The following is a 13,584-nucleotide window of genomic DNA, read 5'->3' on the forward strand; positions in this document are numbered from 1 at the left end:
ATCAATCACCCTTTCTTCGCTGGCTGCGGCCGCGCAGCCAGAACACGACGAAAATCGCCACCATGAAGACGGCAGCGACGACACCCGCGAGAACGGTCGAGATGTTGCCGACGGCCAGCATCACGGTCGGCAGATAATAGGCGGCGATGCAGAACAGCAGCAGCACCCAGAGAGCGCCGATCGCTGCATTACGCGTGTCACGGTCCATCACGCATTCCCAATGCGACGGGCTTTCATCAAGATTGCTGCAGATGCCATGGAATTCCCTGCGTCAGTGATAGTGGCCGTGATGTGGAGCCGAATGGTGCTCGTGATCGTGATCATGTTCGTCATGGCTGTCGGCGCACTGGCCGAATTCCGGTTCGACGGTGGTGTGACTGATGCCATGTTCGACGGCAAGCCGCTTCTTGATGGCGCTGACCGCCTTATGGGCATCAGTTCCTTCGTTGAGGCACGCATGCAATGTCGCCATGTTGCTTGAGCCGTCCATCGACCAGACATGCATGTGATGGACCTCGCGCACGCCCCTTACTGTCCCCTCGATGTCCTTGGCGATCAGGTCGCGATCAAGGCTGGCCGGCACGCCTTCGAGCAGGACATGGGCGGCTTCGCGCATTAGCGACCAGGCCGTCGACAGGATCAGCAGCGAGACAAGGACAGAGAGAATCGGATCGATAGGCGTCCAGCCCGTCGCCAGGATGACCAGCGCTGCCACGATGGCCGCCGCCGAGCCGAGCAGGTCGCCGAGCACGTGCAGGATGGCGCCGCGCATGTTCAGGCTGTCGCGGTCGCCGCCATGCAGCACGAAGAAGCAGCCGATGTTGACCAGCAGGCCGGTGATCGCCACGACCAGCATCGGCCCGCCGAGCACCGGCTCCGGCGCCAGCAGGCGCCCCCACGCCTCGTAGATGATCCACAGCGCAATGGCGAAAATGGCGATGCCGTTGGTATAGGCGACCAGCGTCTTGACCCGGCCGAAGCCGTAGGTGAGGCGGACGGTCGCCGGCCGGCCGCCGAGATGAAAGGCATACCAGGCAAGGCCGAGCGCGATCGAATCGGCGAGCATGTGGCCGGCATCGGCCAGCAGCGCCAACGACCCTGTGAGCAGGCCGCCAAGCGCTTCCGCGACCATGAAGCCGGCGGTCAGGCAGGCTGCGACCAGCACACGCTTCTTGTCGGTCGAGCCATGCACATGACCGGCGCTATGGCTGTGATCATGCCCTTGCGAACCATGGTCGTGGGTGTGCGCCATCTGCGAACTCCGCTACGCACCGAACTCGGCGCGGAAATCCTCAAGCCGTCGCTTCTGCCGGCCGTCGCCATCGAAATTGGCCGGATCGAGCCATGCCTCATAGGCTCTGCGCAGATCGGGCCATTCCTTGTCGATGATCGAATACCACGCGGTATCGCGGTTTTCGCCCTTGACCACAAGATGCTGGCGGAAAATGCCCTCGAACTTGAAGCCGAAACGCTCCGCCGCGCGCTTCGACGGCTCGTTGCGGTTGTTGCATTTCCATTCGTAGCGGCGGTAGCCAAGCTCGTCGAAGATATATTTCATGAACAGGAACTGTGCTTCCGTCGCCGCCGGCTTGCGCGAGATCAGCGGACCCCAATAGATATTGCCGATCTCGATGACGCCGTAGTTTGCATCGATGCGCATCAGCGTCTGGCGCCCGGCGACCTTGCCGCTGGCCTTGTCGATGACGGTGAAGAACAGCGGGTCTTGGCTGGCTTCCGCCTTGTCCAGCCATGGCTGGAAGGCGGCGCGGGTCTGCGGCGGGTAGTCGAAAAGCCAGGTGAAGCGGCCATCGACGTCAGGCACGGACGATGCCTCGAACAGGCCGTCGCCGTGCTTTTCGGCGTCCAGCGGCTCAAGCCTGACATAGCGGCCCTCCAGCACCTTGCGTTCGGGCCGCGGGCGCGGTTGCCAATTCTCGAGATTTTCCGACACCCAAAGCTCCAATCCATTTGACTTTTGTGAAACGACGCTCACAAAAACGCACGCTCGGTGAAAGAACCACACGGACAGGAAAAATGCTCCACACGATTTCGGCCTTCGACCGCCTCGGCGAGGAAAATGCCTTCGCAGTGCTGGCTCGTGCCACGGCGCTCGCCCATCAGGGCCGCGATATCGTCAATCTCGGCATCGGCCAGCCCGACTTCAAGACGCCGCAGCACATCGTCGAGGCGGCGATCAAGGCGCTACGCGACGGCCACCACGGCTATACGCCGGCCAACGGCTTGTTGGCGACGCGCGAAGCGGTGGTCCGCCGCACGCTGACCACCACCGGCGTCGAGGTTTCGCCCGAGGCAGTGATGATCCTGCCCGGCGGCAAGCCTACCATGTTCGCGGCGATCCTGATGTTCGGAGAACCGGGCGCGGAAATCCTCTACCCCGATCCCGGCTTTCCCATCTATCGCTCGATGATCGAGTTCACCGGCGCTGCCCCCGTGCCGGTGCCGATGCGCGAGGAAAACGGCTTTGCCTTTTCGGCCGAGGAGACGCTGGCGCTGATCACACCCAAGACCAGACTGCTGATCCTCAACTCGCCGGCCAACCCGACCGGCGGCGTCACCCCGCGCGCCGAGATCGAGAAGCTGGTCAAGGGGCTGGAGGCGCACCCGGATGTCGCCATCCTCTCCGACGAGATCTACGACGTCATGACCTATGACGGCGAGACGCACTGTTCGCTGCTTGGCTTCCCAGAGATCCGCGACCGGCTGATCATCCTCAACGGCTGGTCGAAGACCTGGGCGATGACCGGCTGGCGCATGGGCTGGTCGATCTGGCCGAACGGCGACAAGAGCGCCCACCTCTACGACAAGGTGCGCAAGCTGGCGGTCAATTGTTGGTCCTGCGTCAACGCACCGAGCCAGTATGCCGGCATCGCGGCCATCGACGGCCCGCAGGACGACGTCGACAAGATGATGCGCGCCTTCGACAGCCGCAGGAAGATCGTGGTCGAGGGACTGAACGCCTTGCCCAATGTTTCCTGCGTCACGCCAAAGGGCGCGTTCTATGCCTTCCCCAATGTTTCCAAAACCGGCTGGAAGGCCAAGAAACTTGCCTCGGCGCTGCTCGAGGATGCCGGCGTAGCGCTGATCGGCGGCCCCGATTTCGGCATTCTCGGCGAGGGCTATGTCAGGCTCTCCTACGCCAATTCCGAGGAGAACATCCTGCGCGCGCTGGAGCGGATCGAGGCGTTTCTGGCAAAGTGAGCGCCCCAGTTGAGGACCAGTGGAGAGGGTAAAGTGCTATCCCCTGCCCACGAACGGCATCTTGGTCGCCATCACGGTCATGAACAGCACATTGGCGTCGAGCGGCAGGCTGGCCATGTGGATGATGGCGTCGGCGACGCGCTCCACATCCATCACCGCTTCGGCGGCGATGGTGCCATTGGCTTGCGGCACACCGACCGTCATCGCTTGCGCCATGTCGGTCAACGCGTTGCCGATATCGATCTGGCCGCAGGCAATGTCGAAAGGCCTGCCATCCAGCGCCAGCGTCTTGGTCAGTCCGGTGATGGCGTGCTTGGTCGCCGTGTAGGGTACCGAGCCCGGCCGTGGTGCATAGGCCGACACCGAACCGTTGTTGATGATGCGGCCGCCCATCGGCCGCTGCCTGCGCATGGCGCCGAAGGCGGCGCGGGCGCACAGGAATGAGCCGGTGAGATTGACCCCGACGATGTCGTTCCACGCCTCGACCGGGATTTCGTCGATCAGCGTCGACTTGTAGCTCATGCCGGCATTGTTGAAGAGCAGGTCGACCCGCCCGAACGCTGCCACCACCGTCTCGAACAGATCGTCGACCTGATCGGCCTTGCTGATATCGCAGGCGACGGCCAATGCCTTGGCCTGCGTCGACCCTGCATCGGCGATCGCCTCGTCCAGCACCGACTTGCGGCGGCCGCAGAATACCGTGTTCCAGCCCTCTCTGAGCAAAGCCGTAGCGACGCTTCTGCCGATGCCCGTCCCGGCGCCGGTTACGATCGCGGTTTTATAACTCGTCATGACGGTCATCCTGAACTAAAAGCAGGCTGTGATTTTGGCGGTGCCATCGCAATCCTGGAGATTATGGCAGGCCGAACCGTTTCCGATCAAGGAAACATCCGACAAAAAGGGCGGTCATTAGCGACCGCCCTGATCTGAACCGGGCCTGGGAGGAGTAAAAGCCGGTCCGACTGCCTAAAATCATGCGCTTCCTGGGTTAACGAGACGTTAACGGCAAAAGGGCGCTGGGGCTCCGGCTCTCGGCGCTCCCGCTTGAAGCCTACCAGCGCGAATTGGCGGCTGGCTTGGCCGCCTTGTCCGACACCGGCACCTTTGCCGCCGACACCGTCGCCTCGACATGGTCGACCAGCGCGTCCGGCAGGCCGAGACGGCCGGCGAGCAGGTCGAGATAGCCGCGCTCGGTACGCGTGTCCGGATCGATGGTCAGGCGCGATGCGGTGTAGAGTTCGAGTTTCTGCGCGTCGGTCTTGGCGCCGGCGATCAGCGTATCGAGGTCCAGCGGCGTCTCAAGTTCCGTCGTCAGGAATTTCTCCGCCTCGGGACCGATGCCCGCGAGGCTGAGCTTGCCGGCGATCTTCTGGCGTTCGTCGTCGTCGATATGGCCATCGGCCTTGGCAGCCGAGATCATCGCCCGCACCAGCGTCAGCGTGAATTCGTCCTCGCCTTGCGGCGCCTGTGATGGATGGAAGGCCGTATCGGCGGGCGGCGGCAGCAATTCCGGTTCGCCGGCGGCCGGCGTCTCCGCCGGAGCGCTGCCATTCTTGTAGTTCTGGTAGGCCTTGTAGGCGAGGCCGCCGATAACCGCCAAGCCGCCGAGCTTCACCGCAGTACCAGTGACCTGACGGCCGGCGCCTGTCCCAAGCAGCACCGCAGCCAGCGCACCGGCGGCAAGCGGATTGTCCTTGGCCATCTGCACGGCCTGCCCCGCCTTGTCGCGAACGGTGGAGCCGGTACCCGGAACTTGTGAGCCGAGCAGATCGTCGAGAAGCTTCTTGGGATCGAACATCAATACCTCCAGAAATGAGCCCGCCGAGCATGCACGGGCAGGTTTTGGACGTTGAAGACGTAGGCCCCGCACATTGACATTACAATGACAGGTGCACGCTTTGCCAGCGCGGCAGCAGCTGGATTTACAATCGGATGTGTCGAAATCGGCTTCGGCTTCGAGCAGTGTCGCGGTCCGATTGAATTGCCCGGAGTGCCGCCATGACCGATGAACCAAGCCGTGAGCCGGCGCGTGATCCTCAGGATCTCGAGCGCCTGCTGATCGCCCGACAATGGGCCGGAGACGTCGACGGAATGGCCGCCCTTTTTGAGCCGCATGCGGTCATCGACAGTGGTGAGGGACAGTTGACGCTTGGCCGGCGAGCCATCCGGGCGCTGTTTGCGGAGATCACTGCAACGGGGCGAAAATTTCAGTCCGGAGATCAGCGCCCAGCTGTCGTCAGCGGAGATCTGGCGCTCACGTCGACGCGGCTTCCCGATGGCACCGTGACCACCGAAGTCGCCCGCCGGCAGAGCGACGGGACATGGCTTTGGGTCATCGATCGGTTCTCAGTCTCTTAGCTCACTAGCTTCCGAGATGGCGGCGATCGCCCCGCGCATGCGCCAACTCGACCTGACGCTGGCGCTCGGCGTAGCGGGCACGATCCTCGTCCGAGCGGGCATCGAAGCAATGCGGGCACGAGACGCCGACGGCATATTTCGGTGACAGCCGGTCTTCTCCAGTCAGCGGATGCCGGCAGGCGCGGCAGAGTTCTGCCTCCCCTTCGACCAGGCCGTGCGACACCGAAACCCGCTCGTCGAAGACAAAACACTCGCCTTGCCACAGGCTTTCCTCTGCAGGCACCTCTTCGAGGTATTTCAGGATGCCGCCCTTGAGATGGAACACATCCTCGAAGCCGAGCGACTTCACATAGGCCGTCGCCTTCTCGCAGCGTATGCCGCCGGTACAGAACATGGCGATCTTGCGATCGTCGAGTTCGTCCCGGTGCTGTTCCACCCAAGCAGGGAATTCGCGAAAGCTGGTCGTGGCGGGATCGACCGCACCCTTGAAGGTGCCGATCGACACCTCATAAGCGTTGCGCGTGTCGATGACGATGGTGTTTGCATCCGAGATCAGCGCGTTCCAGTCGGCCGGCGCGACATAGGTGCCGGCGCTTGCCGCAGGGTCGATGTTCTCAACTCCCATGGTGACGATCTCGCGTTTCAGCCGCACCTTCATGCGGTGAAACGGCATCTCGGCGGCACTGCTGTACTTGACCTCGAGACCGGCGAGGCCTTCGATCGACTCCAGATGGTCGATCAGTGCTGCGATCGCCGCTTCGCTGCCGGCAACCGTGCCGTTGATGCCCTCATGCGCCAGCAGCAGCGTGCCCCTGATCCCGCGCTCGCAGCAGAAGGCGGCGAGCGGCACGCGCAGCGAATCGAAGGCTTCTAGCCGGGCAAACCTGTAAAGCGCGGCGACGCGGAAGGGTTGATTGGAGATTGTCATCGCCGAAGCCACTAAACGCTCGTGTACGCCGATTCAAGGCAAAGCGAGCGAAGCTCCGCTTGCCGGCCATGCGTGACATCGCGACACGCTTCGTTTCGTGGACAGAAAAACGGCCTTCTGCTAACCGGGTGAACTGATCAATACCGGAGAGACGACGAATGCCAGCCAAGACCGAAAAGCTCCTTTCGCTCCTCAACGGCCAGCCGGTTATCCCAGTGCTGAAGATCACCAATGTCGCCGATGCTGTGCCGCTGGCCCGTGCGCTGGCCCGCGGCGGCCTGCCGGCGGTCGAGATCACGCTTCGAACCGCCGACGCGCTGGAAGCGATCCGGCAGGTGGCCGGCGAAGTCGAGGGCGCCATAGTTGGCGCCGGCACCATTCTCGATATTAGCCAGTTCGGCGAGGCGGCCGCGGCCGGCTCGAAATTCATTGTCAGCCCCGGCATCACCCGCGAGCTTCTGGCGGCGGCGAAGGACAGCGATGTTCCCTTGCTGCCCGGCGCCATCACGCCAGGCGAGATCATGGCGGCGCGCGAAGCGGGCTTACGCTTCCTGAAATTCTTCCCGGCCGAACAGTCGGGCGGTATCGCCTCGCTCAAGGCATTCGCCTCGCCGCTCGCCGATGTGAAATTCTGCCCGACCGGCGGCATCACCGGCAAGAACGCCGCCGACTATCTGAGCCTGCCCAACGTCATCTGCGTCGGCGGTTCCTGGGTGGCGCCGGACGATCTGGTCAAGGCAGGCAAGTGGGACGAGATCGAAGCCCTGGCGCGCGCTGCGAGCGAGCTCGGGCGGTAAGGTCTTCCTGCACGAAAAAGCCGTGGTCGATCATCGGTCGGCGGCTGGTTCCCGCTCATGGACTCGAACCACGATTCACGCCTTCAAAGGGCGCTGTCCTACCATTAGACGAAGCGGGAGAAATGCAGATCGGTTGTTAGCATCCCGGCGCAAACGAAACCAGCTCCAAGCCGGAGTGGGGCTGCTGGGCATGCCATGAAAAGCAAAAAGCCGCGCTGGCGTCCCGAGCAGCTTTTGATTTACCTGGCCAGGCCCTTACTTGGTCTGAAAGCGTGCGACCGACAGGAACTTGACAGCGTTGCCGGTGAAGCGGTGGGCGTCGGCCATCCCGTTGTCCGGCTGGAAGCCGGCGGTGTAGACCTCGCTCGGCGGGGTGTGCACGGCATTATAGGCAAAGCGCGGCGCCGTCGTGGCGTCCGAAACGGTGGCGACATATTCGCCGCTGTTCAGCGCCCAGCGCGCGGCCTGCGGTGCCGCGGCGACCACCACCGGCTTGGGCCCTGGCTTCAGGTCGCGGGCGGTGGCCCTAGGCGCCTTGCGTGTCGTCTTGACGCCGGCGCCGATCGCCGAAGCCGGATCGGAACCGACCGGGCGTGTAGCGACGGCATCGCGCGGCGATGCCGCGTCGACGCCCGACGGGTCGTTGAACGCCGAGCGCGGCGCAATGGTGAGCGAGGCGAGCTGATATCCGTCGGTTGCTGTCGTTGCGCTGGCTTGTTCGAGAACGGCCTTGACCTCGTCCGGACGCGCGGACGGCAGCACCGAGAAGGCATCGCTAGCGGTCTGGTCGTGTGATGCCGTGTTCGCCAGCGCCAGCAGCACATCCTTGTCCGGCGGCGCAAGGTCAGCCGGCAGCGCATGGTCCGGACGCCAGGTCGGCAGCGGAATGTTGTTGACCGCGACCTGCGCCGGATCGGTAACGGTGGATGGATCAGCCATGCCGAAAGGAATGTTGGCTTGCGCTGTCGCCACCGTCTGCTCGGCGGTGACGGTGGCATCCGCCGTGCCAAACGGAACATTTTCAGGCGTCTGCGGACCGACATCGGCTTTTGGCCGCGGCGCGAAATCAGGCAGCGGAATGCTGCGCGCCGGCAATGCCGCGATGATCGTCTCCGGCGTGTCCTGTTGCGGCTCCGGGTCCTGGGCGTCCGCGACCTGAGGAATCTCCGCACGCTGCGCATCCTTCGGCGCCACGATGGCGATTCCCGGAACGTTGTTGCTCTTTGCGCTCGCGGTCGCTGTTGCTGCCGGCTTCACGGTCTTCGGCTTGGGCGAAGGTGCTGCAGTCGCGACATCGGCGCTGTCGTCCGCCTCGTCGTCGCCGCCGCCGAAGAAGGCAGCCAGCAGGCCGCCGGACTTTCTGGAGCCGCCGCTTGCGCTTGCCAGTTGGATCGCCGGAGCGCCGGCGCCCTTGCGCGCTTTGTAGGAGGCGAGCGCCTGTTCATATCCCGGCAGCGGCCGGCCGTCGCTCGGCACATGCAGCGTCTTGCCGTTGGGGAATACCCTGACGAGTTCCTGGCGGCTGATGCCCGGCCAGTGGCGCACATTGCCGACATCCATGTGGACGAACGGAGAGCCCGACGTCGGATAATAGCCGACACCGCCACCCTGCATCTTGAGGCCGATGTCGCGCAGCTTTTTCAGCGGCACGCCGGGAATGTAGAAGTCCATGGCCCTGCCGAGCATATGCTGGCTTTTCTCGGCGACGCCCCTGCTGCGGCTGCGCAGCATTGAGTTCGTGGCCGGCGAGCGATAGCCGCAAACGACCTGGATGTAGTCGGTGGCGCCGCTGGCGCGGTAGGCTTCCCAGACCAGGTCCAGCAGGCGCGGGTCCATCTTGGTTGGCTCATTGCGGCGCCAGTCGCGCAGGATGATGTTGACCTTCCTGAGCCCCTCCGGATCGTAGCGGCCATTGCGCTTGAAGACGATCTCGGCCTTTTCTTGCGTGTGGAGGTGATAGAGCTTCAGCGAGCGGATCTCGGCGCTGGCCCCGGTCGCAGCCGCCGCAAGCAAACCGACAGCAAGAATCACCGCTGCCAGCCACCTCGGCCAGACGCTCATGTGATAGTGTCCCCCGATTTCGCGTCGTTCGACTTGGTTCAAATCAAATGGCCTTGCAGGCTGCCGTTTGTCCCCGGATTTGCCCAAACGGATGCGTGGTCTTCAGCATCCGAATATCGATCCTAATGGTTAATCATCGCTTATTGAAGTCGAAATGCGGTAACACCGTGGCGATATCCCGTCAAAAATATTGCACAGGGTTTCTTGGTAAACCACTGGTTTAGATGATGTTTCCGCTCCCGATCGAAACACGATCTGTTACCGTTAGCCTTAATACGTGAACGACACTGTACGTCGTCACGGCGCACGTAGCGCTCCTCGTTGGTCGTCAATTTGCGGTTAGTGCTAGGCTGGCAAGCTGGTCCGGAGCTTGCAGCCGTCAGGAGGCGAGCCGGTCGACGCGGCCGGTTTCCGGGTCGATGCCGTATTCCTTGAGCTTCCTATACAGCGTCGAACGGCCGATGCCGAGGCGACGGGCGACCTCGCTCATCTGGCCGTTGTAGTGGTCGATCGCCAGCTTGATCATTTCCAGCTCGACATCGGCGAGCGCGCGCACATCGCCGCGCTCGTCCAGCGCCCGCAGCGTGCCGAAGCGAGGCTGCAGCCTAGCCGGAGGATCGGCAGCAGCGCCATTGTCGGTGGACAGGACACGGTCGTCGATGGATGCGGTACGGTCGTCGCGCAAGCTATCCGAGGCAAGGCCGGTGTGCGGCGAGGCAACGTGCGCATCGAGATTGACGATGCCTTCCACCTGCGCCCGGATCTGCGGGAATTCCTCCTCGGTCAGCACGTCGCCTTCGGCGAGCACCGAAGCCCTGAAGACGGCATTTTCCAACTGTCTGATGTTTCCCGGCCAGTCATAGGCCTGCAGCATGGCGAGCGCCGCATCCGAGATGCCGTGCAGGCGGTAGCGCGGGTCGGCTGGCGCAGCCCTCTCCATGAAGTGCCTGACCAGATAGGGGATGTCGTCGCGGCGGTCGCGCAGCGGCGGCACGAAGATCGGATAAACGTTCAGCCGGTAGAACAAGTCCTCGCGGAACTTGCCGTCCTTGACCTGCTGCAAAAGGTTGCGGTGCGTCGCAGAGATCAGCCTGATGTCGACCCTGACGGTCGAACGGCCGCCAACTGGATCGACCTCCCCGTCCTGGACGGCGCGCAACAACTTGACCTGCACGTCGAGCGGCAGGTCGCCGATCTCGTCGAGGAACAGAGTGCCCGAATGCGCCTCGACAAACTTGCCGGTATGCTTTTCGGTGGCGCCTGTGAACGAGCCCTTCTCGTGGCCGAACAGGATCGATTCGACCAGATTATCGGGAATGGCGCCGCAATTGACGGTAACGAAGGGTTTCGAGCGCCGGTCGCCGCTGCCCTGGATGGCGCGCGCCACCAGTTCCTTGCCGACACCGGACTCGCCCTCGATCAGGATCGGTATGTTGGACGCCGCCGCCTTCTGGCCGAGACGAATCACCCGGTCCATCGCCGGGCTGTGGGTGATCAGGTCCTTGAAGGTCAGATGGCCGCCGCGCCGCCGCGACGTGCGCTTCACCTCGTCCTCGATTGCCTCGACCTTGAGCGCGTTGCCGATCGATGTCTGCAGCCTGTCCGGAGACGCCGGCTTGACAACGAAGTCGAAGGCGCCGTGGCGCATCGCCGAAACGACGGTCTCGATGCCACCTTGCGCGGTCTGCACGATGACCGGCACATTGATGCCGCGCTCGCGCATCGCCTTCAGAACGCCGATGCCGTCGAGGCCGGGCATGACAAGGTCGAGGATGACCACCGACACATCGCGCGCATTGGGCCCGTCGAGGGTGTCGAGACCGGCCTCGCCGCCATCGGCAATAATCGCGCTGTGGCCGAATTTCGTCACAGCCGCCTCGAGCAGTCGGCGCTGCACGGGATCGTCATCGACTATGAGTATGGAACCTGTCATGACTGATTTGAATTTCCCGCCTAAGAATCCCCATGAATCGAAATCCCCATGGATCATCTTGGCACAGGGTTCTAAACAAGGTTTCAAAAAACCCGGTGAACGAATTCCTTAGGATTTGACCGGCTTTCCTTTCCCCCCTCGATCCGGAAGGTGTGTTGATGCGCTTGGTGTTTGGTCGGCAGCTTGCAGCAGCGGCATCCGGTCAGGGCGCGGCGGAGCTAGGCGACCTGCCGGAATGGAACCTCGCCGATCTCTATTCCGGCATGGAGGCGCCCGAGCTGACACGCGACATCGCCAAGGCCGCGGCCGATGCCGCCAGCTTCGAAGCCCGCTGGAAAGGCACGCTTGCCGCCGAAGCCGGACGCGGCGGCGCGGGCAGGCTGGGCGAAGCGCTCGCCGCTTACGAGGCGCTGGAGGAACTGATCGGCCGCATCGTCTCCTATGCCGGACTGGTCTATGCCGGCAATACATCGGATCCGCAGCGCGCCAAGCTCTACGGCGACATCCAGGAGAAGATGACCGACGCCAGCGCGCATCTTCTGTTTTTCGCGCTCGAACTGAACCTGATCGACGATGCCGCGATCGAGAGTGCACTCGCCGCCGACGCCGGCTTCGCCCACTACCGGCCGTGGGTGCTCGATCTGCGCATGGACAAGCCCTACCAGCTCGAGGACCGGGTCGAGCAGCTGTTCCATGAAAAGTCGATTACCGGGCGCGGTGCCTGGAACCGCCTGTTCGACGAGACGATGACCGACCTGCGCTTCGATGTCGACGGCGAGGAGCTGACGCTGGAGCCGGCGCTGAACCGCCTGCAGGATGCCAACGGCGAGGTGCGCCGCCGGGCTTCCGAAGCGCTGGCCGCAACCTTCCGCAAGAATTTGCGCACCTTCACGCTGATCACCAACACGCTGGCCAAGGACAAGGAGATCTCCGACCGCTGGCGTGGCTTCGAGGACATCGCCGATTCACGCCATCTCGCCAACCGCGTCGAGCGCAGCGTTGTGGATGCGCTGGCGTCCGCCGTCCGCGACGCCTATCCGCGCCTGTCGCACCGCTACTATGCGATGAAGGCACGCTGGCTCGGCATGGAGGTGATGAACCACTGGGACCGCAACGCGCCGCTTCCCGAAACCCCGCAGGCGGTCATCCGCTGGGACGATGCCAAGAACACGGTGCTCTCGGCCTATCAGCGCTTTTCGCCCGACATGGCGGAGATCGCGAGAACGTTCTTCGACCGCAACTGGATCGACGCGCCGGTCAGGCCGGGTAAGTCGCCCGGCGCCTTCGCGCATCCGACTGTGCCGTCGGCGCATCCCTATGTGCTGCTCAACTACATGGGCAAGCCGCGCGATGTGATGACGCTGGCGCATGAGCTCGGCCATGGTGTGCATCAGGTGCTGGCCGGCGGCCAGGGCGCGCTGATGGCTTCGACACCGCTGACGCTGGCCGAGACGGCATCCGTCTTTGGCGAGATGCTGACCTTCCGTTCGCTGCTCGACCAGACCACCGACAAGCGCGAGCGCAAGGCCATGCTCGCCCAGAAGGTCGAGGACATGATCAACACCGTCGTGCGCCAGATCGCCTTTTATGAATTCGAGCGCAAGGTGCATGCCGAGCGCAAGAACGGTGAGCTGACCTCCGACAGGCTCGGCCAGTTCTGGCTCGAAGTGCAGGCCGAAAGCCTCGGGCCGGCGATCAAGCTGCGCGACGGATACGAGGTCTTCTGGACATACATCCCGCACTTCATCCATTCGCCCTTCTATGTCTATGCCTACGCCTTCGGCGATTGCCTGGTGAACTCGCTCTACGCGGTCTACCAGAATGCCGAGCGCGGCTTTCAGGAGAAGTATTTCGAGATGCTGCGCGCCGGCGGCACCAAGCATCATTCGGAGCTTCTGGCGCCGTTCGGCCTCGATGCCACCGATCCAGCCTTCTGGCAGATCGGGCTTGGCGTGATCGGCGGCCTGATCGACGAACTGGAAGCGCTGGACAAGTGACACGCGTCCGGTGTGCGGCCCAAGGGGGAGCGCCTATTAATCTGATCGAAACCGCGGGTTTGACAGAACAGTTTAGCCGGAATGCATATTGAGACCGTTCTATTCTTGCCGTAAATATTTGTTCTTGAATAACTCTCCGTGGAATTTTTCCGTTAGCTTTCTGTAAGCTGTATGGTAGCGTCTCGTCTCAAGCTCAGCCGGGCGCGCGGCTCAGGCCAGAAAATCTCGGTCAGTCATGGCGCTTCGGCGAATGCGAAAGTGGCCATCGGCATGGCACAAAGCCGATCGCCG

Annotated in this window: 12 protein-coding genes and 1 tRNA gene; 4 read left to right on the forward strand and 9 right to left on the reverse strand. The window is 63.2% G+C overall.

Annotated features, from left to right (window positions below; translation table 11 throughout):
* Position 1: 1 nt before the first annotated feature.
* The 3 genes from EN859_RS16400 to EN859_RS16410 all read right to left on the reverse strand — a co-directional run bounded on the left by EN859_RS16400 (position 2) and on the right by EN859_RS16410 (position 1,951).
* Positions 2-208: a hypothetical protein gene (locus EN859_RS16400; RefSeq protein ID WP_127853933.1), complete on the reverse strand. Its 207-nt coding sequence runs from the start codon at positions 206-208 to the stop codon at positions 2-4.
* A 63-nt stretch (positions 209-271) separates the two neighbouring features.
* Positions 272-1,252, reverse strand: a complete 981-nt coding sequence (locus EN859_RS16405) for a cation diffusion facilitator family transporter (RefSeq protein WP_127853934.1) — start codon at positions 1,250-1,252, stop codon at positions 272-274.
* Positions 1,253-1,264: 12 nt separating this feature from the next.
* Entirely contained in the window at positions 1,265-1,951 is a 687-nt protein-coding gene (locus EN859_RS16410; protein WP_127853935.1) for a GNAT family protein, read from the reverse strand.
* Positions 1,952-2,034: 83 nt separating this feature from the next.
* Between EN859_RS16410 and EN859_RS16415 the strand changes: the two genes are divergently transcribed.
* The gene (locus EN859_RS16415; protein ID WP_127853936.1) at positions 2,035-3,219 is read left to right on the forward strand and encodes a pyridoxal phosphate-dependent aminotransferase; all 1,185 of its coding nucleotides are present in this window, start codon (positions 2,035-2,037) and stop codon (positions 3,217-3,219) included.
* Positions 3,220-3,255: 36 nt separating this feature from the next.
* On the opposite strand, the gene EN859_RS16420 is transcribed toward EN859_RS16415, so the two are convergent.
* Together EN859_RS16420 and EN859_RS16425 are read right to left on the reverse strand one after the other, a co-directional pair.
* On the reverse strand, positions 3,256-4,011 hold the full coding sequence (locus tag EN859_RS16420; protein WP_127853937.1) for an SDR family oxidoreductase: 756 nt from the start codon (positions 4,009-4,011) through the stop codon (positions 3,256-3,258).
* Between the two features lie 259 nt (positions 4,012-4,270).
* Positions 4,271-5,017: a tellurite resistance TerB family protein gene (locus tag EN859_RS16425; protein WP_127853938.1), complete on the reverse strand. Its 747-nt coding sequence runs from the start codon at positions 5,015-5,017 to the stop codon at positions 4,271-4,273.
* A gap of 200 nt (positions 5,018-5,217) precedes the next feature.
* Here EN859_RS16425 and EN859_RS16430 point away from each other — a divergent pair, with 200 nt between their 5' ends.
* Complete coding sequence (locus EN859_RS16430) at positions 5,218-5,577, forward strand: nuclear transport factor 2 family protein (protein ID WP_127853939.1); 360 nt, start codon at positions 5,218-5,220, stop codon at positions 5,575-5,577.
* A 4-nt stretch (positions 5,578-5,581) separates the two neighbouring features.
* On the opposite strand, the gene EN859_RS16435 is transcribed toward EN859_RS16430, so the two are convergent.
* Positions 5,582-6,505: a rhodanese-related sulfurtransferase gene (locus tag EN859_RS16435; protein WP_189502011.1), complete on the reverse strand. Its 924-nt coding sequence runs from the start codon at positions 6,503-6,505 to the stop codon at positions 5,582-5,584.
* A 158-nt stretch (positions 6,506-6,663) separates the two neighbouring features.
* On the opposite strand from EN859_RS16435, the gene EN859_RS16440 reads away from it, so the two are divergent.
* Complete coding sequence (locus tag EN859_RS16440) at positions 6,664-7,302, forward strand: 2-dehydro-3-deoxy-phosphogluconate aldolase (RefSeq protein WP_127853940.1); 639 nt, start codon at positions 6,664-6,666, stop codon at positions 7,300-7,302.
* Positions 7,303-7,347: 45 nt separating this feature from the next.
* On the opposite strand, the gene EN859_RS16445 is transcribed toward EN859_RS16440, so the two are convergent.
* From EN859_RS16445 to EN859_RS16455, 3 genes are all read right to left on the reverse strand, one after another.
* Positions 7,348-7,421 (reverse strand) — tRNA-Gln (locus tag EN859_RS16445).
* A gap of 136 nt (positions 7,422-7,557) precedes the next feature.
* Positions 7,558-9,363: a DUF882 domain-containing protein gene (locus tag EN859_RS16450; protein ID WP_127853941.1), complete on the reverse strand. Its 1,806-nt coding sequence runs from the start codon at positions 9,361-9,363 to the stop codon at positions 7,558-7,560.
* A gap of 379 nt (positions 9,364-9,742) precedes the next feature.
* Positions 9,743-11,296, reverse strand: coding sequence for a sigma-54 dependent transcriptional regulator (locus EN859_RS16455; RefSeq protein ID WP_127853942.1), 1,554 nt, complete (start codon positions 11,294-11,296; stop codon positions 9,743-9,745).
* A 158-nt stretch (positions 11,297-11,454) separates the two neighbouring features.
* Here EN859_RS16455 and EN859_RS16460 point away from each other — a divergent pair, with 158 nt between their 5' ends.
* Positions 11,455-13,293: a M3 family oligoendopeptidase gene (locus EN859_RS16460; RefSeq protein ID WP_189502013.1), complete on the forward strand. Its 1,839-nt coding sequence runs from the start codon at positions 11,455-11,457 to the stop codon at positions 13,291-13,293.
* Positions 13,294-13,584: the final 291 nt, after the last annotated feature.

The organism is Mesorhizobium sp. M00.F.Ca.ET.216.01.1.1 (assembly GCF_004010325.2).
Taxonomy (GTDB): domain Bacteria; phylum Pseudomonadota; class Alphaproteobacteria; order Rhizobiales; family Rhizobiaceae; genus Mesorhizobium.

Excerpts from the sequence above, each read along its gene's own strand:
- EN859_RS16400 (WP_127853933.1), bottom strand. The coding sequence starts at position 208 with ATGGACCGTGACACGCGTAATGCAGCGATCGGCGCTCTCTGGGTGCTG.
- EN859_RS16405 (WP_127853934.1), bottom strand. The coding sequence starts at position 1,252 with ATGGCGCACACCCACGACCATGGTTCGCAAGGGCATGATCACAGCCAT.
- EN859_RS16415 (WP_127853936.1), top strand. The coding sequence starts at position 2,035 with ATGCTCCACACGATTTCGGCCTTCGACCGCCTCGGCGAGGAAAATGCC.
- EN859_RS16420 (WP_127853937.1), bottom strand. The coding sequence starts at position 4,011 with ATGACGAGTTATAAAACCGCGATCGTAACCGGCGCCGGGACGGGCATC.
- EN859_RS16425 (WP_127853938.1), bottom strand. The coding sequence starts at position 5,017 with ATGTTCGATCCCAAGAAGCTTCTCGACGATCTGCTCGGCTCACAAGTT.
- EN859_RS16430 (WP_127853939.1), top strand. The coding sequence starts at position 5,218 with ATGACCGATGAACCAAGCCGTGAGCCGGCGCGTGATCCTCAGGATCTC.
- EN859_RS16435 (WP_189502011.1), bottom strand. The coding sequence starts at position 6,505 with ATGACAATCTCCAATCAACCCTTCCGCGTCGCCGCGCTTTACAGGTTT.
- EN859_RS16440 (WP_127853940.1), top strand. The coding sequence starts at position 6,664 with ATGCCAGCCAAGACCGAAAAGCTCCTTTCGCTCCTCAACGGCCAGCCG.
- EN859_RS16450 (WP_127853941.1), bottom strand. The coding sequence starts at position 9,363 with ATGAGCGTCTGGCCGAGGTGGCTGGCAGCGGTGATTCTTGCTGTCGGT.
- EN859_RS16455 (WP_127853942.1), bottom strand. The coding sequence starts at position 11,296 with ATGACAGGTTCCATACTCATAGTCGATGACGATCCCGTGCAGCGCCGA.
- EN859_RS16460 (WP_189502013.1), top strand. The coding sequence starts at position 11,455 with ATGCGCTTGGTGTTTGGTCGGCAGCTTGCAGCAGCGGCATCCGGTCAG.